The sequence below is a fragment of the Bacillus sp. 7894-2 genome (assembly GCF_002272225.1).
GTDB lineage: Bacteria > Bacillota > Bacilli > Bacillales > Cytobacillaceae > Cytobacillus.
Genome location: NZ_NPDG01000144.1, coordinates 23653 through 46544, shown reverse-complemented (window position 1 = coordinate 46544; position 22892 = coordinate 23653). Strand labels below are relative to the sequence as shown.

The 22892-nt window shown below is 43.4% G+C and carries 27 protein-coding genes and 1 other annotated feature; all 27 genes read left to right on the top strand.

Annotated features, from left to right (window positions below; all coding sequences use genetic code 11):
* The first annotated feature begins 72 nt into the window (after positions 1-72).
* The 27 genes from rplA to rpsH all read left to right on the top strand — a co-directional run bounded on the left by rplA (position 73) and on the right by rpsH (position 22865).
* Entirely contained in the window at positions 73-771 is a 699-nt protein-coding gene (rplA, locus tag CHI10_RS20525; RefSeq protein ID WP_076262019.1) for a 50S ribosomal protein L1, read from the top strand.
* Positions 772-946: 175 nt separating this feature from the next.
* Positions 947-1086, top strand: a sequence feature (ribosomal protein L10 leader region).
* A 34-nt stretch (positions 1087-1120) separates the two neighbouring features.
* Complete coding sequence (gene rplJ, locus CHI10_RS20520) at positions 1121-1621, top strand: 50S ribosomal protein L10 (protein ID WP_095246008.1); 501 nt, start codon at positions 1121-1123, stop codon at positions 1619-1621.
* A 57-nt stretch (positions 1622-1678) separates the two neighbouring features.
* A complete protein-coding gene (rplL, locus tag CHI10_RS20515) occupies positions 1679-2044 on the top strand; it encodes a 50S ribosomal protein L7/L12 (RefSeq protein ID WP_095246007.1) in 366 nt (121 codons plus the stop codon).
* A gap of 170 nt (positions 2045-2214) precedes the next feature.
* Positions 2215-2817 carry a class I SAM-dependent methyltransferase gene (locus tag CHI10_RS20510; RefSeq protein ID WP_095246006.1) on the top strand — a complete coding sequence of 201 codons (603 nt, stop codon included), beginning with the start codon at positions 2215-2217 and terminating at the stop codon, positions 2815-2817.
* A gap of 376 nt (positions 2818-3193) precedes the next feature.
* Positions 3194-6748 carry a DNA-directed RNA polymerase subunit beta gene (gene rpoB / locus CHI10_RS20505; RefSeq protein ID WP_095246005.1) on the top strand — a complete coding sequence of 1185 codons (3555 nt, stop codon included), beginning with the start codon at positions 3194-3196 and terminating at the stop codon, positions 6746-6748.
* Between the two features lie 130 nt (positions 6749-6878).
* On the top strand, positions 6879-10478 hold the full coding sequence (rpoC, locus tag CHI10_RS20500; RefSeq protein ID WP_095246004.1) for a DNA-directed RNA polymerase subunit beta': 3600 nt from the start codon (positions 6879-6881) through the stop codon (positions 10476-10478).
* Positions 10479-10634: 156 nt separating this feature from the next.
* Positions 10635-10883: a 50S ribosomal protein L7ae-like protein gene (locus CHI10_RS20495; protein ID WP_095246003.1), complete on the top strand. Its 249-nt coding sequence runs from the start codon at positions 10635-10637 to the stop codon at positions 10881-10883.
* 103 nt (positions 10884-10986) lie between these two features.
* The gene (gene rpsL, locus CHI10_RS20490) at positions 10987-11409 is read left to right on the top strand and encodes a 30S ribosomal protein S12 (RefSeq protein WP_009336562.1); all 423 of its coding nucleotides are present in this window, start codon (positions 10987-10989) and stop codon (positions 11407-11409) included.
* A 42-nt stretch (positions 11410-11451) separates the two neighbouring features.
* Complete coding sequence (gene rpsG / locus CHI10_RS20485) at positions 11452-11922, top strand: 30S ribosomal protein S7 (protein WP_095246002.1); 471 nt, start codon at positions 11452-11454, stop codon at positions 11920-11922.
* Positions 11923-11973: 51 nt separating this feature from the next.
* Positions 11974-14052: an elongation factor G gene (fusA, locus tag CHI10_RS20480; protein WP_095246001.1), complete on the top strand. Its 2079-nt coding sequence runs from the start codon at positions 11974-11976 to the stop codon at positions 14050-14052.
* Between the two features lie 119 nt (positions 14053-14171).
* Entirely contained in the window at positions 14172-15359 is a 1188-nt protein-coding gene (gene tuf / locus CHI10_RS20475; protein ID WP_095246000.1) for an elongation factor Tu, read from the top strand.
* A gap of 499 nt (positions 15360-15858) precedes the next feature.
* Entirely contained in the window at positions 15859-16167 is a 309-nt protein-coding gene (rpsJ, locus tag CHI10_RS20470) for a 30S ribosomal protein S10 (RefSeq protein WP_009336571.1), read from the top strand.
* 38 nt (positions 16168-16205) lie between these two features.
* Positions 16206-16832: a 50S ribosomal protein L3 gene (rplC, locus tag CHI10_RS20465; RefSeq protein WP_095245999.1), complete on the top strand. Its 627-nt coding sequence runs from the start codon at positions 16206-16208 to the stop codon at positions 16830-16832.
* Between the two features lie 28 nt (positions 16833-16860).
* Positions 16861-17484 carry a 50S ribosomal protein L4 gene (rplD, locus tag CHI10_RS20460; protein ID WP_095245998.1) on the top strand — a complete coding sequence of 208 codons (624 nt, stop codon included), beginning with the start codon at positions 16861-16863 and terminating at the stop codon, positions 17482-17484.
* Complete coding sequence (rplW, locus tag CHI10_RS20455) at positions 17481-17768, top strand: 50S ribosomal protein L23 (RefSeq protein ID WP_179289093.1); 288 nt, start codon at positions 17481-17483, stop codon at positions 17766-17768. The genes rplD and rplW overlap by 4 nt, the downstream gene beginning before the upstream one ends.
* A 31-nt stretch (positions 17769-17799) precedes the next feature.
* Positions 17800-18630 (top strand): 50S ribosomal protein L2, encoded by an 831-nt coding sequence (rplB, locus tag CHI10_RS20450; RefSeq protein ID WP_095245997.1) that lies wholly within the window; start codon positions 17800-17802, stop codon positions 18628-18630.
* A gap of 60 nt (positions 18631-18690) precedes the next feature.
* Positions 18691-18969, top strand: coding sequence for a 30S ribosomal protein S19 (rpsS, locus tag CHI10_RS20445; RefSeq protein WP_009336580.1), 279 nt, complete (start codon positions 18691-18693; stop codon positions 18967-18969).
* Between the two features lie 18 nt (positions 18970-18987).
* Positions 18988-19329 (top strand): 50S ribosomal protein L22, encoded by a 342-nt coding sequence (rplV, locus tag CHI10_RS20440; RefSeq protein WP_009336582.1) that lies wholly within the window; start codon positions 18988-18990, stop codon positions 19327-19329.
* A gap of 3 nt (positions 19330-19332) precedes the next feature.
* Complete coding sequence (gene rpsC, locus CHI10_RS20435) at positions 19333-19989, top strand: 30S ribosomal protein S3 (RefSeq protein WP_095245996.1); 657 nt, start codon at positions 19333-19335, stop codon at positions 19987-19989.
* Position 19990: 1 nt separating this feature from the next.
* On the top strand, positions 19991-20425 hold the full coding sequence (gene rplP, locus CHI10_RS20430; protein WP_095245995.1) for a 50S ribosomal protein L16: 435 nt from the start codon (positions 19991-19993) through the stop codon (positions 20423-20425).
* Entirely contained in the window at positions 20415-20615 is a 201-nt protein-coding gene (gene rpmC / locus CHI10_RS20425; RefSeq protein WP_009336588.1) for a 50S ribosomal protein L29, read from the top strand. Before rplP ends, rpmC begins: the two co-directional genes overlap by 11 nt.
* A 21-nt stretch (positions 20616-20636) precedes the next feature.
* The gene (gene rpsQ / locus CHI10_RS20420) at positions 20637-20900 is read left to right on the top strand and encodes a 30S ribosomal protein S17 (protein ID WP_009336589.1); all 264 of its coding nucleotides are present in this window, start codon (positions 20637-20639) and stop codon (positions 20898-20900) included.
* 41 nt (positions 20901-20941) lie between these two features.
* Complete coding sequence (gene rplN, locus CHI10_RS20415) at positions 20942-21310, top strand: 50S ribosomal protein L14 (protein ID WP_009336590.1); 369 nt, start codon at positions 20942-20944, stop codon at positions 21308-21310.
* A 37-nt stretch (positions 21311-21347) separates the two neighbouring features.
* A complete protein-coding gene (gene rplX, locus CHI10_RS20410; protein ID WP_095245994.1) occupies positions 21348-21659 on the top strand; it encodes a 50S ribosomal protein L24 in 312 nt (103 codons plus the stop codon).
* Between the two features lie 27 nt (positions 21660-21686).
* Entirely contained in the window at positions 21687-22226 is a 540-nt protein-coding gene (rplE, locus tag CHI10_RS20405; RefSeq protein ID WP_095245993.1) for a 50S ribosomal protein L5, read from the top strand.
* A gap of 25 nt (positions 22227-22251) precedes the next feature.
* On the top strand, positions 22252-22437 hold the full coding sequence (gene rpsN / locus CHI10_RS20400; protein ID WP_009336593.1) for a 30S ribosomal protein S14: 186 nt from the start codon (positions 22252-22254) through the stop codon (positions 22435-22437).
* Positions 22438-22466: 29 nt separating this feature from the next.
* Positions 22467-22865, top strand: a complete 399-nt coding sequence (gene rpsH / locus CHI10_RS20395; protein ID WP_095245992.1) for a 30S ribosomal protein S8 — start codon at positions 22467-22469, stop codon at positions 22863-22865.
* Positions 22866-22892 lie beyond the last annotated feature (27 nt).

Sequence of the window (22892 nt, the reverse complement as noted above, 5' to 3'; positions counted from 1 at the left end):
CTGACCAAGGCGCCTCCGCTTTTACTCGTGGGAGGTTATTCCGCTAAAACCACAATCAAGGAGGAAATAAAAATGGCTAAAAAAAGTAAGAAGTACGCAGAAGCTGTGAAGCTTGTTGATTCTTCAAAAGCTTACCCGATTGCTGAAGCAATTGAACTTACGAAGAAAACTAATTTTGCAAAATTTGATGCAACTGTTGAGGTAGCATTCCGCCTTGGAGTTGACCCTAAGAAAGCTGACCAGCAAATCCGTGGAGCAGTAGTTCTTCCAAACGGAACTGGTAAAACTCAGCGCGTTCTTGTATTCGCTAAAGGCGAAAAAGCGAAAGAAGCAGAAGCAGCTGGAGCAGATTTCGTAGGCGATTCTGAATACATCAACAAAATCAGCCAAGGCTGGTTCGACTTTGATGTAATCGTTGCTACACCTGACATGATGGGTGAAGTTGGTAAACTTGGCCGCGTATTAGGACCTAAAGGCTTAATGCCAAACCCTAAGACTGGCACAGTTACTTTTGACGTTCAAAAAGCAGTTAACGAAATCAAAGCAGGTAAAGTTGAATACCGTGTTGACAAAGCTGGTAACATCCACGTGCCAATCGGTAAAGTATCTTTCGAAGACGAAAAGCTTGTTGAAAACTTCAACACTATTTTCGACACAATGATGAAAGTGAAGCCTGCTGCTGCTAAAGGAACTTACATGAAGAACGTTTCTGTTACTTCTACAATGGGACCTGGCGTTAAAGTAGATCCTTCATCTGTTGCAGTAAAATAGAAAAGCGTAAGCGCCTTGCCCAGCCCCGACAAGCATAAGACGAGCCTCACTGAAAGGTGTTCTTTACCTTTCCGGGAGGATTGCCTTATGACCTCGAGGGGCTAGGCGCTGAAGCTGGACAATAATAACAATTGACATTCTGAAATACATGCTGTAATATGTATTTTGTTGTTAAAATATAATAACATTTGTGCCGTAGACAGCAGGTGCTTTATTGCTTAATTTCCTGCCGAGGTATTACGATAGAATTGCTTTTTCTCGCTATTGTATACTTCCTCCATGTCTGCAAAGTCGTGGAGGTTTTTTATTGAACGGTATGAATGTAGAAAATTCTACAGGAGGTGTAAGGATGAGCAGCATTATCGAACAAAAGAAACAAATCGTAGACGAAATTGCTGATAAACTTAAATCAAGTGTATCAACAGTTGTTGTTGACTACCGTGGTCTTTCTGTTGCTGAAGTTACTGAACTTCGTAAACAGCTTCGTGAAGCTGGCGTGGAATTCAAAGTATACAAGAATTCAATGACTCGCCGTGCTGCTGAAGCTGCTGAACTTTCCGGTTTAAACGAGTCTTTAACTGGACCTAACGCAATCGCGTTCAGCACAGAAGATGTAGTTGCTCCAGCGAAAATCCTTAATGATTTCGCGAAAAAGCATGAAGCACTTGAAATTAAAGCAGGTGTAATCGAAGGGAATATCGCTTCAGTAGAAGATGTCAAAGCTCTTGCTGAACTACCATCACGCGAAGGCTTGCTTTCTATGCTACTCAGCGTACTTCAAGCACCTATCCGCAATCTTGCTCTTGCTGCAAAAGCTGTTGCAGATCAAAAAGAAGAACAAGGCGCGTAAGTTGATTTTAGCGTTAAACTAATAGATTCAAACCAAAAATAAGGAGGAAACATAATCATGACTAAAGAACAAATCATTGAAGCAGTTAAATCTATGACTGTTTTAGAACTAAACGACTTAGTAAAAGCTATTGAAGAAGAATTTGGTGTAACTGCTGCTGCTCCTGTAGCAATGATGGGCGGAGCTGCTGCTGGTGGCGCTGCTGAAGAGCAAACTGAATTTGAAGTTGTTCTTACTTCTGCAGGCGACCAAAAAATCAAAGTTATCAAAGTGGTACGTGAAATCACAGGTCTTGGACTTAAAGAAGCGAAAGAACTTGTTGACAACACTCCAAAAGCTCTTAAAGAAGGCGTTTCTAAAGAAGAAGCTGAAGAAGTTAAAGCTAAGCTTGAAGAAGTTGGAGCTGGCGTTGAAGTTAAGTAATAGCCTTTATGAAAAGTCCGCTGCTTAAGCGGGCTTTTTGTTTTGGGGTCGAAATTACATTATTCTTTAACTTTTTGCTTTTTAGTGGGCAATCTTATATAATTCCTTCGAACCCACATAATTTGTGATTCTCCTTTTATCTTCTTATATATACTCCTGGAGGTGATTTCATGTCTGACCACTACTATTCCAAAACACAGCAAGTTGATAGCAGCCCTAAAACCTGGAGCTATACTTTAAAGGAATTTCCTTTCTGTTTTAAAACAGACAACGGTGTTTTTTCAAAGGGTGAAGTGGATTTTGGGTCTAAATTATTGATCGAAACATTTGATCAGCCGGAAGCGGATGGGAATATTCTCGATGTCGGCTGCGGATATGGGCCTATCGGGCTGACTGCTGCAAAGCTTATGCCGGAACGAACTGTTCATATGGTTGATGTAAATGAGAGGGCGCTTGGACTTGCGAAGGAAAATGCTGAATTGAATGGCATAAAAAATGTCCAAATCTATGAAAGTGACCGCCTTGAAAGTACAAAGGGCAATAAGTTTGCGGCTATCCTGACAAATCCGCCAATCCGCGCCGGGAAAAGGATAGTGCATGATATTTTTGAACAAAGCTTTGAGGCTCTGATATCGGGCGGAGAGCTATGGGTTGTCATCCAGAAAAAGCAGGGTGCACCATCTGCGATCGATAAACTGACAGAGTTATTCGGTGAAGTGGAGACAGCAGAAAAGAAAAAAGGCTATTTAATATTAAGAGCAAAAAAAGATTGACTTGACTTTTTTGCTATGATAGTATTGTAAAATGCCAACATATTATATTCCTATTTATAACTAATATTTATCTAATAGTTGTATAAAATTGGTTTTAATGGGAAAGCTAACAAAATAATAGTCGTATTGTGAAAATGTGGTTTTTGAAGTGAAAACCCTTTTTCTTTTTGTCTTATAAGAATGGAAGCTTGGCTCATGTCCCTGTGCTTTTTTTGGGGGAGAAGCCTGCTTCTGGGCCAGTTTTACTGGCTGGCTTCGTGCGCCATCGGTCCAGTCGCTAATACCTGAACCGATAGGCAGGCGCTCATCGCTTTTCTTATAGGATGATATAAATTGCTATTAGCAACAATAACGCTTGATTTGAGGGGTGAATCAGTTGACAGGTCAACTAGTTCAGTATGGACGACACCGCCAACGTAGAAGTTACGCACGAATCAGTGAAGTTTTAGAATTACCAAATCTAATCGAAATCCAAACCTCTTCTTATCAATGGTTTCTTGATGAGGGTTTACGAGAAATGTTCCATGATATTTCTCCGATTGAAGACTTTACTGGTAATTTGTCGCTTGAATTTATTGATTACAGCCTTGGCGAACCAAAATATTCCGTTGAGGAATCGAAAGAACGAGATGTTACATATTCTGCACCTTTACGTGTGAAAGTGCGTCTTGTAAACAAAGAAACAGGCGAAGTTAAAGACCAGGATGTCTTTATGGGTGACTTCCCGCTTATGACAGAGACAGGTACGTTCGTTATTAATGGAGCGGAACGTGTCATTGTATCCCAGTTAGTGCGTTCTCCGAGCGTATACTTCAGTGGAAAGCTTGATAAAAACGGGAAAAAAGGCTATTCAGCAACCGTAATCCCGAACCGCGGCGCATGGCTTGAGTATGAAACAGATGCCAAAGACGTCGTATACGTCAGAATAGATCGTACTCGGAAACTGCCCGTTACGGTTCTTTTGCGTGCACTTGGGTTCGGCTCTGATCAAGAGATCATCGATTTGGTTGGAGACAACGAGTACATTCGCAATACGCTTGAGAAAGACAATACGGAAAGCACAGATAAAGCTCTCCTTGAAATCTATGAGCGTCTCCGTCCGGGCGAGCCGCCAACGGTCGAAAATGCGAAAAGCTTGCTTGTCTCAAGATTCTTTGATCCAAAGCGTTATGACCTTGCGAACGTTGGACGCTATAAGATCAATAAGAAGCTTCATATTAAAAACCGCCTGTTTGGCCAAAAACTGGCTGAAACGCTTGTGGATCCAGAAACTGGCGAAATCATTGCGGAAAAAGGAGTTACACTTGACCGCCGTACATTAGACCGCATTCTTCCTAACCTTGAGAAGGATATCGGCTTCAAAACGGTAAGCTTATTAGGCGGAGTAGTAAATGATGAAGTATTGCTTCAGTCTATTAAGATTTACGCGCCTAATGAAGATGGCGAAAAGGTCATCAATGTGATCGGCAATGCCTATGTGGAAGAAGCAGTGAAAAACATTGCACCTTCTGACATCATTGCATCTATCAGCTATTTCTTTAACCTTCTGCACTCTGTAGGAGATACAGATGATATTGACCATCTTGGAAACAGACGTCTTCGTTCAGTCGGAGAACTATTGCAGAACCAGTTCCGCATCGGTTTATCCCGTATGGAGCGTGTGGTCCGCGAGAGAATGTCCATCCAGGATACAAATACGATTACACCTCAGCAGCTGATTAATATCCGTCCTGTTATTGCGTCAATTAAAGAGTTCTTTGGAAGCTCTCAGTTGTCCCAGTTCATGGACCAGACGAATCCGCTTGCTGAACTTACGCATAAGCGCCGTCTTTCTGCGTTAGGGCCGGGTGGTCTGACGCGTGAACGTGCCGGTTTCGAAGTCCGTGACGTTCACTACTCTCACTATGGCCGTATGTGTCCGATTGAAACGCCGGAGGGACCAAACATCGGTCTGATTAACTCCTTATCTTCCTTTGCGAAGGTGAACCGCTTCGGATTTATCGAAACACCATATCGCCGAATCGACCCTGAGACCGGAAAAGTCACATCCCGCATCGACTATCTGACAGCCGATGAAGAGGATAACTATGTAGTGGCTCAGGCAAATGCGCTTCTTGGTGACGATGGTTCATTCCTTGACGAAGAAGTAGTTGCCCGTTTCAAAGGTGAGAACACAGTTGTCAAGCGCGACCGTGTTGACTACATGGATGTATCGCCGAAACAGGTAGTATCTGCTGCGACAGCATGTATCCCGTTCCTTGAAAACGATGACTCCAACCGTGCCCTCATGGGAGCGAACATGCAGCGTCAGGCTGTGCCATTGATGCAGCCGGAGGCGCCAAGAGTCGGAACTGGTATGGAGTATGTATCAGGTAAAGACTCAGGTGCTGCAGTCATCTGTAAGCATGAAGGAATTGTTGAGCATGTAGAGGCCCGCGAAGTTTGGGTTCGCCGCATTCAAAACGTAGATGGCCAGGAAGTTAAAGGCGATCTTGATAAATACAGAATGCTTAAATTCATTCGATCCAACCAGGGAACCTGCTACAACCAGCGTCCTATCGTCGCTGTTGGCAACCGTGTAACAAAAGGAGAAATCCTTGCTGACGGTCCTTCCATGGAACTCGGTGAATTAGCTCTTGGACGCAACGTTCTTGTAGCGTTCATGACTTGGGATGGCTATAACTACGAGGATGCGATCATCATGAGTGAGCGCCTTGTAAAAGATGATGTTTATACATCCATCCATATTGAAGAATATGAATCAGAATCACGCGATACAAAGCTTGGACCTGAAGAGATCACAAGAGATATCCCTAACGTTGGGGAAGATGCACTGCGCAACTTGGACGAACGCGGAATTATCCGTACAGGTGCGGAAGTAAAAGATGGCGATCTTCTGGTTGGTAAAGTAACTCCTAAAGGGGTAACGGAACTGACAGCTGAAGAAAGGCTATTGCACGCAATCTTTGGTGAAAAAGCACGTGAAGTCCGTGATACATCCCTTCGTGTGCCACATGGCGGAGGCGGTATTGTACTGGATGTTAAAGTGTTTAACAGAGAAGACGGAGACGAGCTTCCTCCAGGGGTTAACCAGCTTGTACGTGTATATATCGTTCAGAAGCGTAAAATCTCTGAAGGTGACAAGATGGCCGGACGTCACGGTAACAAAGGTGTTATCTCCCGTATTTTACCGGAAGAAGATATGCCTTACCTGCCGGATGGCACTCCAGTAGACATCATGTTAAACCCTCTTGGGGTTCCATCGCGTATGAACATCGGACAGGTGCTTGAGCTTCACCTTGGTATGGCTGCCAGAGCTCTTGGCATCCATGTTGCATCTCCTGTATTCGATGGTGCACGTGAGGAAGATGTATGGTCAACGATCGAAGAAGCAGGCATGGCGCGTGATGCGAAGACTGTCCTTTATGATGGACGTTCAGGCGAGCCATTCGACAACCGTGTATCTGTCGGTGTCATGTATATGATCAAACTGGCACACATGGTTGACGATAAGCTTCATGCCCGTTCAACAGGACCTTACTCTCTTGTTACGCAGCAGCCATTGGGCGGTAAAGCTCAGTTCGGCGGACAGCGTTTCGGTGAGATGGAGGTATGGGCACTTGAAGCATATGGTGCTGCCTATACACTTCAGGAAATCTTAACAGTTAAGTCCGATGACGTTGTTGGACGTGTTAAGACTTATGAATCAATCGTCAAAGGCGAGAATGTACCTGAGCCAGGTGTACCGGAATCATTCAAGGTACTGATCAAAGAGCTTCAAAGTTTAGGTATGGATGTTAAGATCCTATCCGGCGATGAAGAAGAAATTGAAATGCGCGACATGGAAGATGAAGATGAAGTTCAGCAGGCTGAATCATTGACAATCGCTCCGGAAAAGCAAAACGAAGAGCAAGCAGTTACGAAAGAATAATTTCATATAAATTCCTTAATCCCTTGGCGCTCCGCCTTACATGGCGGATGCCGCTGGGGATATTATTGGCACTTTGCTGCTGTTTGAGCAATAAGGGTAAAACCCGGAGATCAAAAGGGAGGTAGGCCCCTTGCTAGATGTAAACAATTTCGAGTATATGAAAATAGGTCTTGCTTCACCGGATAAGATACGTTCTTGGTCACATGGTGAAGTTAAGAAACCTGAAACGATCAACTATCGTACATTAAAACCAGAAAAAGACGGTCTATTCTGCGAGCGCATTTTCGGACCGACGAAAGACTGGGAATGTCACTGTGGAAAGTATAAGCGTGTTCGATATAAAGGCGTGGTCTGTGACCGATGCGGCGTTGAAGTAACACGCGCGAAAGTCCGCCGTGAAAGAATGGGCCATATTGAACTTGCAGCCCCTGTATCCCACATTTGGTATTTCAAGGGCATCCCAAGCCGTATGGGTCTTGTGCTGGACATGTCTCCGCGTGCACTTGAAGAAGTTATTTACTTCGCTTCTTATGTTGTAACGGATCCTGGCGTTACGGCTCTTGAGAAGAAGCAGCTGCTTTCTGAAAAAGAGTACCGTGCATACCGTGAAAAATACGGAAACAAGTTCCAGGCTTCCATGGGTGCTGAATCCATTAAGAAGCTTCTTTCTGACATAGATCTCAACAAAGAAGTAGATTCCCTTAAAGAGGAATTGAAAACCGCCCAGGGCCAGCGACGCACTCGTGCAATCAAGCGCCTGGAAGTACTTGAAGCTTTCCGTGGTTCTGGAAATGAACCGTCCTGGATGATTCTCGACGTTCTTCCGGTTATTCCTCCGGAGCTTCGTCCGATGGTACAGCTGGATGGTGGACGTTTTGCCACTTCCGACCTGAATGATTTGTACCGCCGTGTAATTAACCGCAACAACCGTTTGAAGCGTTTATTGGACCTTGGTGCTCCAAGCATTATCGTTCAGAACGAAAAACGCATGCTTCAGGAAGCTGTAGATGCGCTAATTGATAACGGCCGCCGCGGAAGACCGGTAACTGGACCAGGAAACCGTCCGTTAAAATCCCTATCGCATATGCTTAAAGGAAAACAAGGACGCTTCCGCCAGAACTTGCTTGGTAAGCGTGTTGACTATTCGGGACGTTCGGTTATCGTCGTAGGACCAAACTTAAAAATGTACCAGTGCGGACTTCCAAAAGAAATGGCATTGGAATTATTTAAGCCGTTCGTTATGAAGGAATTGGTGGAGAAGGGCTTAGCTCACAACATCAAATCTGCAAAGCGCAAAATTGAAAGAGTACAGCCGGAAGTTTGGGATGTTCTTGAAAGTGTTATTAAAGAGCACCCTGTATTGCTTAACCGTGCTCCGACTCTTCACAGACTCGGCATTCAGGCATTCGAACCGACATTGGTTGAAGGACGCGCTATTCGTCTTCACCCGCTTGTATGTACTGCTTACAACGCAGACTTTGACGGTGACCAAATGGCTGTTCACGTGCCGCTTTCATCTGAAGCACAGGCAGAAGCACGCTTGCTGATGCTGGCAGCACAGAACATTCTGAATCCGAAAGACGGTAAGCCAGTTGTTACTCCTTCTCAGGATATGGTACTGGGTAACTATTACCTGACACTTGAAAGAGCCGGCGCCGTTGGCGAAGGTATGATTTTTAAAGATACAAGCGAAGCGCTGCTTGCTTATCAAAATGGATATGTGCACTTGCATACAAGAGTAGCTGTCCATGCTGGATCCTTAAATAATCAGACTTTCACTGAAGAACAAAACAAGAAGCTTTTATTAACTACGGTTGGTAAGCTTATTTTCAACGAAATTCTGCCTGAAACATTCCCTTACATTAATGAGCCTACAAAAGAAAACCTGGAGATTGAAACTCCTGCGAAATATTTTGTAGAGCCTGCTACTGATGTAGCTGCCGTTATCAAGGAAATGCCGCTGGTAGATCCGTTTAAGAAAAAGATCCTTGGAAACATCATTGCGGAAGTCTTCAAACGCTTCAAAATTACGGAAACGTCTAAAATGCTTGACCGCATGAAGAACCTTGGATTCAGGCACTCCACAAAAGCCGGTATCACAGTCGGTGTTGCTGATATCGTAGTATTAAGGGAGAAGCAGGAAATTATCCAGGAAGCACAGGGCAAGGTTGATAATGTAATGAAACAGTTCAGACGCGGTCTTATTACCGAAGACGAGCGTTATGATCGTGTTATTTCAATCTGGAGTGCAGCGAAAGATAATATCCAGGCAAAACTAATGAATTCATTGGATAAATCCAACCCGATCTTCATGATGAGTGACTCTGGTGCCCGTGGTAACGCGTCCAACTTCACTCAGTTAGCCGGTATGCGCGGACTGATGGCCAACCCGGCTGGACGTATCATTGAATTACCGATCAAATCGAGTTTCCGTGAAGGATTAACAGTACTCGAGTACTTTATTTCCACACACGGTGCCCGTAAAGGTCTTGCCGATACGGCTCTTAAAACAGCTGACTCAGGTTACCTGACTCGCCGCCTTGTAGATGTTGCGCAGGATGTCATCGTTCGTGACGACGATTGCGGAACTGACCGCGGCTTGCTTATCGCATCTCTTAAGGATGGCACTGAAGTCATTGAAGCGCTTGAAGAGCGTCTGATTGGCCGATATGCAAGAAGGAACATCAAACATCCTGAGACAAATGAAGTGATCGTGCCTGAAAATGGTTTGATTACTGAAGATTTAGCAGTCGAAGTTGTTTCAGCCGGCATTGAAAAGGTATGGATCCGTTCAGCATTCACTTGCAACACCCGCCATGGTGTATGTAAGAAATGCTACGGCCGCAACTTGGCTACCGGCCAAGAGGTTGAAGTTGGTGAAGCAGTAGGTATTATCGCTGCCCAATCCATCGGTGAACCAGGTACACAGTTAACAATGCGTACCTTCCATACCGGTGGTGTAGCAGGAGACGATATCACTCAAGGTTTACCGCGTATCCAGGAAATTTTCGAAGCGCGTAACCCTAAAGGTCAGGCAGTTATTTCAGAAATCGATGGTGTTGTAGTCGGCCTGAACGAAGGCCGCGACCGCCAGCAGGAAATTGTTGTTCAGGGTGAAGTTGAGTCCAAGACCTACACAGCACCTTACACAGCCCGCTTAAAAGTAGCTGTAAACGACAAAGTAGTGCGTGGTCAGGAACTGACTGAAGGTTCCATTGACCCTAAAGAGTTAATTAAAGTGAGAGATGTAACAGCTGTTCAGGAATACTTGCTGCGTGAAGTTCAAAAGGTATACCGCATGCAGGGTGTTGAAATCGGCGATAAGCACATCGAAGTAATGGTCCGCCAGATGCTTCGCAAAGTGCGTGTAATTGATGCGGCAGAAACAGATGTGCTTCCAGGTACATTGCTTGATATCCATCAATTTACAGATGCCAATGAAAAAGCCATTCTTGCTGGTAAAATGCCTGCAACAGGACGTCCGGTTCTGTTGGGTATCACAAAAGCATCTCTTGAAACAGATTCATTCTTATCAGCAGCATCCTTCCAGGAGACAACAAGAGTTCTTACCGATGCAGCGATCAAAGGCAAGCGCGATGAGCTTCTTGGCCTGAAAGAAAATGTAATTATTGGTAAGCTTGTCCCTGCTGGAACAGGCATGCAGCGATACAGAAGAGCAGAGCCTTATACAAACGAGGAAGCTGCTGAAGATACTGTTACTGTAGAATAATGTAATCATTGCGGTGCTTGCTTATTTGAAAGCAAGTGCCGCATTTTATAGTGAATAAACGAAATAAAAATCATTTTGCTTATTGACATTGAAATATGAAGGTGTTACTATTGCAAAGGTGCTCCTATTCACCGGATACTTTGGAGGATGTCGTAAATGTCTTATGATAAAGTATTGCAGGCAAAAAGTATTATTGTAGGAACAAAGCAAACAGTCAAAGCTCTTAAACTGGGAACAATCGATGAAGTCGTAGTCGCCAGTGATGCTGATCCTAGGGTTACAGCAAAAGTGGTTAGTACAGCGACTGAAATGGACGTTCCGATTGTATATGTCGATTCGATGAAAAAACTCGGAAAGGCATGTGGAATCGAAGTTGGGGCAGCAACTGTTGCCATATCTATTTAAAAACTGTTTTTGTAGATTGGTATCTGCAAGAACTTTGTTTTTGCAACAAAATGAACCACCTGGATGTGTGGGCTTAAACAAATTCGAAGGGAGGAAAAATCAAATGCCTACTATTAATCAATTAGTGCGCAAGCCTCGTCAAACTAAGTCTGAGAAGTCAAACTCACCTGCTCTTAACAAAGGCTACAACAGCTTCAAGAAAGCTCAAACAAACGTAGCTTCACCTCAAAAGCGTGGTGTTTGTACTCGTGTTGGTACAATGACTCCAAAGAAACCGAACTCTGCATTACGTAAATATGCTCGTGTTCGTTTAACAAATGGTATCGAGGTTAATGCTTACATCCCTGGTATCGGGCACAACCTTCAAGAGCACAGTGTTGTTCTTATCCGTGGAGGACGTGTAAAAGACTTACCGGGTGTGCGTTATCACATCGTGCGCGGCGCTTTAGATACTGCTGGTGTTAACAACCGTATGCAAGGCCGTTCTAAATACGGTGCTAAGCGTCCAAAAGCAGCTAAAAAATAATTCTAATTAATAGACAACCATCTTTGAAAGGAGGAACAATCCATGCCACGTAAAGGTCCTGTAGCAAAAAGAGACGTATTGCCGGATCCGATTTACAACTCAAAACTAGTTAGCCGTCTGATCAACAAAATGATGACTGATGGTAAGAGAGGTAAATCTCAAGCAATTCTTTACTCTGCGTTCGATATCATCAGCGAGCGCACTGGCAAAGAACCAATGGAAGTTTTCGATCAGGCGCTTAAAAACATCATGCCTGTACTTGAAGTTAAAGCACGCCGTGTAGGTGGTGCAAACTACCAAGTACCAGTTGAGGTGCGTCCTGACCGCCGTACTACTCTTGGTCTTCGCTGGTTAGTAAACTATGCGCGTCTTCGCGGTGAAAAGACTATGGAAGAGCGTTTAGCTAACGAAATCCTTGATGCAGCTAACAACACTGGTGCATCTGTTAAGAAACGTGAAGATACACACAAAATGGCAGAAGCAAACAAAGCGTTTGCTCACTACCGCTGGTAAGATATACTGCTTAATTAAAATAACACTCATACTAGGAAGGAGAAAGACCCAATGGCTAGAGAGTTCTCCTTAGAAAATACTCGTAATATCGGTATCATGGCTCACATCGATGCCGGTAAAACAACAACTACTGAGCGTGTACTTTACTACACAGGCCGTATCCACAAAATCGGTGAAACACACGAAGGTGCTTCACAGATGGACTGGATGGAGCAGGAGCAAGAGCGTGGAATCACAATCACTTCTGCTGCGACAACTGCACAGTGGAAAGGTCACCGCGTTAACATCATTGACACTCCTGGACACGTAGACTTCACAGTTGAAGTTGAACGTTCACTTCGTGTTCTTGATGGTGCAGTAGCTGTACTTGACGCGCAGTCAGGTGTTGAGCCGCAAACTGAAACAGTTTGGCGTCAGGCTACTACTTACGGAGTACCACGTGTGGTATTCGTAAACAAAATGGATAAAATCGGTGCAGACTTCTTGTACTCATTGAAGACTCTTCATGATCGTCTTCAAGCGAATGCAGCTGCAATTCAATTACCGATTGGTGCTGAAGATCAGTTCGAAGGCATCATCGACTTAATTGAAATGAAAGCTACATTCTACGGAAACGACTTGGGTACTGATATCGAAGACCGTGATATTCCAGCTGAATACATGGATCAAGCAGAAGAATACCGTGAAAAGCTAATTGAAGCGGTAGCTGAACTTGATGAAGAATTAATGGAGAAATACCTTGGCGGTGAAGAAATCACTAACGAAGAGCTTAAAGCTGCTATTCGTAAAGGTACAGTAAACGTTGAATTCTACCCAGTTATCTGTGGTTCTGCGTTCAAAAACAAAGGTGTTCAAAAAATGCTTGATGCAGTAATCGACTACCTTCCATCTCCTCTTGATGTACCTTCTATTAAAGGTACACTACCGGATACAGAAGAAGAGGTTACTCGTCCATCAAGCGATGATGCACCATTCTCAGCACTTGCATTTAAAGTTATGACCGACCCTTACGTTGGTAAACTTACATTCTTCCGTGTGTATTCCGGTACATTAAACTCTGGTTCATATGTACAGAACTCTACTAAAGGAAAGCGTGAGCGTGTAGGACGTATCCTGCAAATGCATGCGAATTCCCGTGAAGAGATCTCAGTAGTACACTCTGGTGATATCGCAGCTGCTGTAGGTCTTAAAGACACTACTACAGGGGATACTCTATGTGATGAAAAGAATCTTGTTATTCTTGAGTCTATGGAATTCCCAGAGCCGGTTATCTCATTATCTATCGAGCCTAAATCAAAGGCTGACCAAGATAAGATGACAACTGCTCTTCAAAAACTTCAAGAAGAAGATCCTACATTCCGCGCTCATACTGACCAGGAAACTGGACAGGTTATCATCGCGGGTATGGGTGAGCTTCACCTTGATATCCTTGTTGACCGTATGAGACGTGAATTTAAAGTGGAAGCTAACGTAGGTGCTCCTCAGGTTGCATACCGTGAAACTTTCCGTGGTTCAGCTAAGGTTGAAGGTAAATTTGCACGTCAATCCGGTGGACGCGGACAGTTCGGTCACGTTTGGATCGAATTCAGTCCTAATGAAGAAGGTAAAGGCTTCGAATTCGAAAACGGAATCGTTGGTGGTGTCGTTCCTCGTGAATACATCCCAGCTGTTCAAGCGGGTCTTGAAGATTCGCTGGATAGAGGAGTACTTGCCGGATTCCCATTGGTAGACATCAAAGCCCGTTTATTTGACGGTTCTTACCATGATGTTGACTCCTCTGAAATGGCGTTTAAGATTGCTGCATCTATGGCACTTAAAAACGCTGCGTCAAAATGTAATCCTGTAATTCTTGAGCCGGTTATGAAGGTTGAAGTCGTAATCCCTGAAGAATACATGGGAGACATCATGGGTGATGTAACATCACGCCGTGGACGCGTTGAAGGTATGGAAGCTCGCGGTAACGCGCAAGTAGTTCGTGCGATGGTTCCACTATCAGAAATGTTTGGATATGCAACTTCATTGCGTTCTAATACGCAGGGCCGCGGTACATTCTCAATGCACTTTGACCACTATGAAGAAGTACCAAAATCAATTTCTGAAGAAATCATCAAAAAAAATAAAGGTGAATAATTGATTTTACCTTTTCAATAAAGTATAACTACTATTGTAGGCTAAAAGCGCTGTGGAAAGGGAAACCTCTTCACAGCATAAAATACTTAACTTTTATTATCTGAAGGAGGAAATTTCAAATGGCAAAAGCTAAATTTGACCGTTCAAAACCCCATGTTAACATCGGTACTATCGGACACGTTGACCATGGTAAAACTACTTTAACTGCAGCTATCACAACTGTTCTTTCTAAAAAAGGCGGCGGTGAAGCACGCGGATACGATCAAATCGACGCGGCTCCAGAAGAGCGCGAGCGTGGAATCACAATCTCAACTGCACACGTTGAGTACGAAACTGATAACCGTCACTATGCACACGTTGACTGCCCAGGTCACGCTGACTATGTTAAAAACATGATCACTGGTGCTGCACAAATGGACGGCGGAATCCTAGTTGTTTCTGCTGCTGACGGCCCAATGCCACAAACTCGTGAGCACATCCTTCTTTCTCGTCAGGTTGGTGTTCCTTTCCTTGTTGTATTCATGAACAAGTGTGACATGGTTGACGATGAAGAACTACTTGAATTAGTAGAAATGGAAGTTCGTGACCTTCTTTCTGAGTACGAATTCCCTGGTGATGACATTCCTGTAATCAAAGGTTCTGCTCTTAAAGCTCTTGAAGGAGAAGCTGAGTGGGAAGCTAAAATCGAAGAACTTATGGCAGCAGTTGACGAGTACATCCCAACTCCAACTCGTGACACTGACAAGCCATTCATGATGCCTGTTGAGGATGTATTCTCAATCACTGGCCGTGGTACTGTTGCTACAGGACGTGTTGAGCGTGGACAAGTTAAAGTCGGTGACGTTATCGAAATCATCGGTCTTGCTGAAGAGCCAAAATCAACTACTGTAACTGGTGTAGAAATGTTCCGTAAGCTTCTTGACTATGCTGAAGCTGGAGACAACATTGGTGCCCTTCTTCGTGGTGTTGCACGTGAAGATATCCAACGTGGACAAGTACTTGCTAAGCCAGGTTCAATCACTCCACACACTAAGTTCAAAGCTGAAGTATACGTTCTTTCAAAAGAAGAAGGTGGACGTCATACTCCATTCTTCACTAACTACCGTCCTCAGTTCTACTTCCGTACAACTGATGTAACTGGTATCTGTAATCTTCCTGAAGGCGTAGAAATGGTTATGCCTGGAGATAACATCGAAATGACTGTAGAACTAATCGCTCCAATCGCTATCGAAGAAGGTACTAAGTTCTCTATCCGTGAGGGTGGACGTACTGTAGGCGCTGGCGTAGTTGCTACAATCACTGAGTAATCTCAATTAATAAAAACAGATGGGTGACGACCCATCTGTTTTTTTATTTGCTTCCTCCCTAATTCAATACATAAACAGATGAATGGAATTTAAAATCCTCATTTCAAATTTACTAATATTTCCTGCATTCCTGCTTGTGGTTCACGGATAGAGAACATTCCTCCTCTAAAAAACTCCCGATTAAAACCGCTTTTCTTCTATATATAATCTCCACTTAATTTTTCTACTCAATTACTCACAGTGCAAATAGTTAGACTTCTTCCTATACTCTTGAAAACTCAATACACAGCAGTTATAATAGTAAAAGTGTGCGGAACAAAAAGAAATAACATATACATGTTGCATTTCATTTATTGTTTCTGTATAATAGACAATGTTGGTCTTTGACTGCGATGATGTGAAAGGTTGCTGACACACCCGGCCGCTTTGCCATGGCGAGTGTGTGGGAAATTTTCACGGAGAATGTCTATCTTAAAATAGGCGAAAAGGAGGGAAAATAATGGCAAAACAAAAAATTCGTATTCGTTTAAAAGCGTATGATCACAGAATTCTTGATCAATCAGCAGAAAAGATTGTTGAGACTGCAAAACGTTCTGGTGCGGCTGTTTCAGGTCCGATTCCATTACCAACTGAAAAGTCTATTTACACAATCCTACGTGCGGTTCACAAGTACAAAGACTCTCGTGAGCAGTTCGAAATGCGTACGCATAAACGTCTTATCGACATCGTTAACCCAACACCACAAACGGTTGATTCTCTAATGCGTTTAGACTTACCGTCTGGTGTAGATATCGAAATCAAACTTTAATCAATAAATAATCATAAGAAACTTAGGAGGTGTGACTAATGACCAAAGGAATCTTAGGAAGAAAGATTGGTATGACTCAAGTATTTGCTGAAAACGGTGATCTTATCCCGGTAACAGTGGTTGAGGCAGCTGCTAACGTTGTTCTTCAAAAGAAATCAGTTGATACTGATGGATATGAAGCAATCCAGATTGGATTCGAAGACAAGCGGGACAAGTTGTCCAACAAACCTGAAAAAGGGCATGTTGCTAAAGCAAACACTGCTCCTAAGCGCTTCGTACGCGAATTCCGCGGAGCTGATTTAGGACAATATGAAGTTGGTCAGGAAGTCAAAGTTGATATTTTCGCAGAAGGCGATACTGTTGATGTAACAGGAATTTCAAAAGGTAAAGGTTTCCAGGGTGCCATCAAGCGCCACGGACAATCTCGCGGGCCTATGGCTCACGGTTCTCGTTATCATCGTCGCCCTGGTTCAATGGGTCCTGTAGCTCCAAACCGTGTATTCAAAGGTAAATTATTACCTGGTCGCATGGGTGGAGAACAAGTGACTGTACAAAACCTTGAAATCGTAAAAGTTGATGTTGAACGCAACCTTCTTTTGATCAAAGGTAATGTACCTGGTGCCAGAAAAGCATTAGTAAAAATCAAAAGTGCGGTTAAAGCATAATAATTAAACCGGAAAGGAGGAAAACAGAATGCCGAAAGTAGCATTGTTTAACCAAAGCGGATCTAAAGTTGGTGATATCGAACTTAATGATGCGATCTTTGGTATCGAGCCCAACCAGCACGTACTATTCGAAGCTGTTGTTATGCAAAGAGCTTCATTACGTCAAGGGACTCATAAAACTAAAATTCGTTCTGAAGTAGCGGGCGGAGGACGTAAGCCATGGCGCCAAAAAGGCACAGGCCGTGCACGTCAAGGTTCTATCCGTTCACCACAATGGCGCGGAGGCGGTACTGTATTTGGTCCTGTACCACGCAGCTACAGCTACAAACTGCCTAAAAAGGTTCGCCGTCTGGCAATCAAATCTGCGTTATCTTCTAAAGTATTAGAAGAAAACATCCTAGTATTAGAAGGCCTTGCTTTCGAAGCTCCTAAAACTAAAGACTTTAAAGGTGTATTATCTGGTCTTTCTGTTGGTTCAAAAGCACTTATCGTAACTGCTGACCTAGATGAGAACGTAGCACTATCTGCTCGCAACATCCCTGGTGTAACAGTTGTATCTGCTTCTGGAATCACTGTTTTAGATGTTTTAAACCATGATAAGCTTATCATGACGAAAGCAGCGGTTGAAAAAGTAGAGGAGGTGCTTGCATAATGGATGCACGCGATATCATTAAGCGCCCCGTAATCACTGAACGTTCTACTGACATTATGGCTGATAAAAAATATACGTTCGAAGTTGACGTACGTGCTAACAAGACTCAAGTTAAAGACGCTGTAGAGCAAATCTTTGGCGTTAAAGTTGAGAAAGTTAACATCATGAACTACAAAGGTAAGTTCAAGCGTATGGGCAAATTCGGCGGATACACTAACAAACGCCGTAAAGCGATCGTTAAATTAACAGCTGAAAGCCAAGAAATCGAGCTATTTGAAGCTTAATTCACTATAACTAGAAGAGGAGGGAAACGAAATGGCGATTAAAAAGTATAAACCTACCTCTAATGGTCGTCGCGGCATGACGGTTTCTGATTTCGCAGAAATCACGACTAACCAACCAGAAAAGTCTTTACTTGCTCCTTTAAAGAGAAAAGGCGGCCGTAACAACCAAGGTAAGTTGACAGTTCGTCATCAAGGCGGCGGTCATAAACGTCAATATCGTATCATCGATTTTAAACGTAACAAAGATGGCATTCCAGGACGCGTTGCCACAATCGAGTATGATCCAAACCGCTCTGCAAATATTGCACTAATTAACTATGTAGATGGAGAAAAGCGTTACATCCTTGCACCTAAGAACTTACAGGTGGGTATGGAAGTAATGGCTGGTCCTGAAGCAGATATCAAAGTGGGTAATGCACTTCCACTAGTTAACATTCCAGTGGGTACAGTAATCCACAACATCGAATTAAAACCTGGTAAAGGCGGACAATTAGTACGTTCTGCTGGTACTTCTGCACAAGTTCTTGGTAAAGAAGGCAAGTACGTATTAGTTCGTTTAAACTCTGGTGAAGTTCGCATGATTCTTGCTGAATGCCGTGCGACTGTTGGTCAAGTCGGAAACGAGCAGCACGAGCTTATTAACATTGGTAAAGCAGGTCGTTCACGCTGGTTAGGCAAGCGCCCAACTGTACGTGGATCTGTAATGAACCCTAACGATCACCCACACGGTGGTGGTGAAGGACGTGCGCCAATCGGACGTAAGTCTCCAATGTCTCCTTGGGGCAAACCAACACTTGGTTACAAGACTCGCAAGAAGAACAACAAATCAGATAAATTTATCGTACGTCGTCGTAAAAAATAACGGGATTGTACTACGGTTCCAATTAAGAACCGTAGAGCAATCACGAAGGGAGGTTCAATCATGGGTCGCAGCTTAAAAAAAGGACCTTTTGTTGATGAACATTTAATGACAAAGATCGAAAAGCTTAATGAAACAGAAAGCAAGCAAGTTACTAAAACTTGGTCTCGCCGTTCTACGATCTTCCCACAATTCATCGGACACACAATCGCAGTTTATGATGGTCGTAAACATGTGCCTGTATACATCACTGAAGACATGGTAGGCCACAAGCTTGGAGAATTCGCTCCAACTCGTGCGTACAAAGGCCATGGCAATGATGATAAGAAAACAAGACGTTAATGAGAGGAGGGCATTCTAATGCAAGCTAAAGCTGTTGCAAGAACAGTTCGTATTGCTCCTCGTAAAGCTCGTTTAGTCGTAGATTTAATTCGAGGAAAGCAAGTAGGCGAAGCAGTAGCGATTTTAAACCTTACACCTAAAGCTGCTTCTCCAATCGTAGAGAAAGTTTTAAAATCTGCACTAGCTAACGCTGAGCACAACTACGAAATGGACGTTAACAACCTGGTAGTTGCTCAAGCATTCGTAGACGAAGGACCAACTTTAAAACGTTTCCGTCCTCGCGCTATGGGCCGTGCAAGCCAAATCAACAAGCGCACTAGCCATATTACTATCGTTTTATCAGAAAAGAAGGAGGGATAATCAGTGGGTCAAAAAGTAAATCCAGTCGGTTTGCGTGTCGGTGTCATCCGTGATTGGGAGTCAAAATGGTACGCAGGCAAAGACTATGCTGATCTTTTACACGAAGACCTTAAGGTTCGTGAGTACATCTCAAAGCGTCTAAGCGAAGCTTCTGTTTCTAAAGTAGAAATCGAACGTGCTGCTAATCGCCTGAACATCACTATCCACACTGCGAAACCAGGAATGGTTATCGGTAAAGGTGGTACTGAGGTTGAAGCACTTCGTAAGTCACTTAACTCATTAACCGGCAAGCGTGTTCACATCAACATTCTTGAAATTAAAAGAGCAGATATCGATGCGAAATTGGTTGCGGAAAACATTGCTCGTCAATTAGAAAACCGCGTATCTTTCCGTCGTGCTCAAAAACAAACTATTCAACGTGCAATGCGCGCTGGCGCTAAAGGTATCAAAACAATGGTATCTGGTCGTTTAGGCGGTGCTGATATAGCTCGTTCAGAATCATACAGCGAAGGAACAGTTCCACTTCATACTCTTCGTGCTGATATCGATTATGCTGCAGTTGAAGCTGATACAACTTACGGTAAATTGGGCGTAAAAGTATGGATCTATCGTGGAGAGGTCCTTCCTACGAAGAAGAAAACTGGGGAAGGAGGCAAATAATATGTTATTGCCAAAGCGCGTAAAATATCGTCGTGTACACCGCGGAAAAATGCGTGGTCAATCAAAAGGCGGAACTGAAGTAAACTTCGGTGAATATGGCCTTCAAGCTCTAGAAGCTTCTTGGATCACTAACCGTCAAATCGAATCTGCACGTATTGCAATGACTCGTTACATGAAACGTGGCGGTAAAGTTTGGATTCAAATTTTCCCACACAAGCCTTACACTGCAAAGCCTCTAGAAGTCCGCATGGGTTCTGGTAAAGGTGCTCCTGAAGGATGGGTAGCAGTTGTAAAGCCTGGTAAAGTAATGTTCGAAATCGCTGGTGTATCTGAAGAGATCGCTCGTGAAGCATTACGTCTTGCAGCACACAAACTTCCACTTAAGTGCAAGTTTGTAAAACGAGAAGAAATTGGTGGTGAATCAAATGAAAGCTAATGAAATTCGTGACCTGACCACTGCCGAAATTGAACAAAAAGTAAAATCATTAAAAGAAGAGCTTTTCAACCTTCGCTTTCAATTGGCGACTGGACAACTTGAAAACACAGCTCGCATTCGTGAAGTACGCAAAGCGATTGCCCGCATGAAAACTGTTATTCGTGAAAGAGAAATCGGCTTTAGCAAGTGATATTGAGAGGAGGTTCGCACAATGAGTGAACGCAACCAACGCAAAGTTTACACTGGACGCGTCGTTTCTGACAAAATGGATAAGACAGTAACGGTTCTTGTCGAAACTTACAAAAAGCATCCACTTTACGGTAAACGCGTTAAGTACTCTAAAAAGTTCAAGGCTCATGATGAGCAAAACCAAGCAAAAACTGGCGATATCGTTCGTATTATGGAAACTCGTCCACTATCTGCGACTAAACGCTTCCGTCTTGTAGAAGTAGTTGAAAAAGCAGTTATTATCTAATTGTTCGGTTGGGAGATTTATCCCGAAGGGAGGTTACACACATGATTCAACAAGAATCACGTTTAAAAGTTGCTGACAACTCTGGTGCTCGTGAAGTACTTACAATCAAAGTTCTTGGTGGCTCTGGCCGCAAAACTGCTAACATCGGTGATGTTATCGTTTGTACAGTGAAACAAGCAACACCAGGTGGCGTTGTTAAAAAAGGTGATGTTGTTAAAGCGGTAGTTGTTCGTACTAAGAGCGGTGTACGCCGTAATGACGGTACTTACATTCGTTTCGATGAAAACGCATGTGTAATTATTCGTGATGACAAAGGACCACGCGGAACTCGTATCTTCGGACCGGTTGCACGTGAACTACGTGAAAACAACTTCATGAAAATTGTATCATTAGCTCCAGAAGTATTATAAATAACAAATCAAATTGCCTTTAAGGAGGTGCGCGCAGATGCATGTGAAAAAAGGTGACAAAGTTATGGTCATCTCTGGTAAGGATAAAGGCAAAACGGGCGTTATTCTTGCAGCGTTTCCTAAACAAAGCCGAGTGCTTGTTGAAGGAGTTAACATTGTAAAGAAACACTCTAAGCCTTCTCAGATGAACCCGCAAGGCGGAATCATCAGCCAAGAGGCACCTGTTCATGTATCAAACGTTATGCCTGTTGATCCTAAATCTGGTGAACCAACTCGTGTAGGCTATAAAACGGTTGATGGCAAAAAAGTACGTGTTGCAACAAAATCCGGTGAATTTCTAGATAAATAAGTTCAAAGAAGAAGGGAGGTACAATGAATGAACCGCCTAAAAGAAAAGCATTCAAAAGAAATTACTCCTGCTCTAATGAGCAAGTTTAACTATAAATCAGTTATGCAAGCACCTAAGCTTGACAAAATCGTTATCAACATGGGTATTGGTGACGCTGTTCAAAACGCTAAAGCACTAGATAAAGCTGTTGAGGAATTAACTTTGATCACTGGTCAAAAGCCGGTTATCACTCGCGCTAAGAAATCAATCGCTGGCTTCCGTCTTCGTGAAGGTATGCCAATCGGTGCGAAGGTTACTCTTCGTGGAGAGCGCATGTATGAGTTCTTTGATAAGTTAGTATCTGTATCTCTTCCACGTGTGCGTGACTTCCGCGGTATCTCTAAGAAGTCATTTGACGGCCGTGGTAACTATACTCTAGGTGTCAAAGAACAGTTAATCTTCCCTGAGATTGATTACGATAAAGTAAGCAAAGTTCGTGGTATGGATATCGTTATCGTAACTACAGCTAACACTGATGAAGAAGCTCGTGAACTTTTAACTCAATTTGGAATGCCATTCCAAAAGTAATCGCTAAATAGAGGGAGGCGAAAACGTGGCTAAAAAGTCAATGATTGCGAAGCAAAAACGCACGCCTAAACACAAGGTACAGGAGTACACTCGCTGCGAACGCTGTGGACGTCCACATTCTGTATACCGTAAATTTAAGCTTTGTCGTATTTGTTTCCGTGAATTAGCATATAAAGGACAAATTCCTGGCGTGAAAAAAGCTAGCTGGTAAACCCCAAGCATGGGAAGGAGGTAAAAACAATGGTCATGACAGATCCAATTGCAGACTTGCTAACTCGCATCCGTAATGCGAACATGGTTCGTCACGAAAAATTAGAAGTTCCTGCTTCTAACATCAAGAAAGAAATTGCAGAGATCTTAAAGCGTGAAGGTTTTGTACGTGATGTTGAGCTTATCGAAGATAACAAGCAAGGCATCATCCGCATTTTCCTAAAATACGGTTCAAACAACGAACGCGTTATCACTGGTCTTAAGCGTATCAGTAAGCCTGGTCTTCGTGTATACGCAAAGGCTGATGAAGTACCTCGCGTACTTAACGGTCTTGGAATCGCACTAGTTTCTACTTCTCAAGGAGTTATCACTGATAAAGATGCCCGCGCTAAACAAGTCGGCGGAGAAGTATTAGCATACGTTTGGTAATAGAGTTTTTCATGAATGGAGGTGCAA

What these genes read in the sequence shown, in the direction of transcription:
- fusA (WP_095246001.1), top strand. Translation starts at nt 11,974, where the DNA reads ATGGCTAGAGAGTTCTCCTTAGAAAATACTCGTAATATCGGTATCATG.
- rpsL (WP_009336562.1), top strand. Translation starts at nt 10,987, where the DNA reads ATGCCTACTATTAATCAATTAGTGCGCAAGCCTCGTCAAACTAAGTCT.
- rplA (WP_076262019.1), top strand. Translation starts at nt 73, where the DNA reads ATGGCTAAAAAAAGTAAGAAGTACGCAGAAGCTGTGAAGCTTGTTGAT.
- rpsS (WP_009336580.1), top strand. Translation starts at nt 18,691, where the DNA reads ATGGGTCGCAGCTTAAAAAAAGGACCTTTTGTTGATGAACATTTAATG.
- rplN (WP_009336590.1), top strand. Translation starts at nt 20,942, where the DNA reads ATGATTCAACAAGAATCACGTTTAAAAGTTGCTGACAACTCTGGTGCT.
- rplB (WP_095245997.1), top strand. Translation starts at nt 17,800, where the DNA reads ATGGCGATTAAAAAGTATAAACCTACCTCTAATGGTCGTCGCGGCATG.
- rplV (WP_009336582.1), top strand. Translation starts at nt 18,988, where the DNA reads ATGCAAGCTAAAGCTGTTGCAAGAACAGTTCGTATTGCTCCTCGTAAA.
- rplL (WP_095246007.1), top strand. Translation starts at nt 1,679, where the DNA reads ATGACTAAAGAACAAATCATTGAAGCAGTTAAATCTATGACTGTTTTA.
- rpmC (WP_009336588.1), top strand. Translation starts at nt 20,415, where the DNA reads ATGAAAGCTAATGAAATTCGTGACCTGACCACTGCCGAAATTGAACAA.
- rpsJ (WP_009336571.1), top strand. Translation starts at nt 15,859, where the DNA reads ATGGCAAAACAAAAAATTCGTATTCGTTTAAAAGCGTATGATCACAGA.
- rplE (WP_095245993.1), top strand. Translation starts at nt 21,687, where the DNA reads ATGAACCGCCTAAAAGAAAAGCATTCAAAAGAAATTACTCCTGCTCTA.
- rplP (WP_095245995.1), top strand. Translation starts at nt 19,991, where the DNA reads ATGTTATTGCCAAAGCGCGTAAAATATCGTCGTGTACACCGCGGAAAA.
- rplC (WP_095245999.1), top strand. Translation starts at nt 16,206, where the DNA reads ATGACCAAAGGAATCTTAGGAAGAAAGATTGGTATGACTCAAGTATTT.
- rplD (WP_095245998.1), top strand. Translation starts at nt 16,861, where the DNA reads ATGCCGAAAGTAGCATTGTTTAACCAAAGCGGATCTAAAGTTGGTGAT.
- rplJ (WP_095246008.1), top strand. Translation starts at nt 1,121, where the DNA reads ATGAGCAGCATTATCGAACAAAAGAAACAAATCGTAGACGAAATTGCT.
- rplX (WP_095245994.1), top strand. Translation starts at nt 21,348, where the DNA reads ATGCATGTGAAAAAAGGTGACAAAGTTATGGTCATCTCTGGTAAGGAT.
- CHI10_RS20510 (WP_095246006.1), top strand. Translation starts at nt 2,215, where the DNA reads ATGTCTGACCACTACTATTCCAAAACACAGCAAGTTGATAGCAGCCCT.
- rpsQ (WP_009336589.1), top strand. Translation starts at nt 20,637, where the DNA reads ATGAGTGAACGCAACCAACGCAAAGTTTACACTGGACGCGTCGTTTCT.
- rpsG (WP_095246002.1), top strand. Translation starts at nt 11,452, where the DNA reads ATGCCACGTAAAGGTCCTGTAGCAAAAAGAGACGTATTGCCGGATCCG.
- CHI10_RS20495 (WP_095246003.1), top strand. Translation starts at nt 10,635, where the DNA reads ATGTCTTATGATAAAGTATTGCAGGCAAAAAGTATTATTGTAGGAACA.
- tuf (WP_095246000.1), top strand. Translation starts at nt 14,172, where the DNA reads ATGGCAAAAGCTAAATTTGACCGTTCAAAACCCCATGTTAACATCGGT.
- rpsH (WP_095245992.1), top strand. Translation starts at nt 22,467, where the DNA reads ATGGTCATGACAGATCCAATTGCAGACTTGCTAACTCGCATCCGTAAT.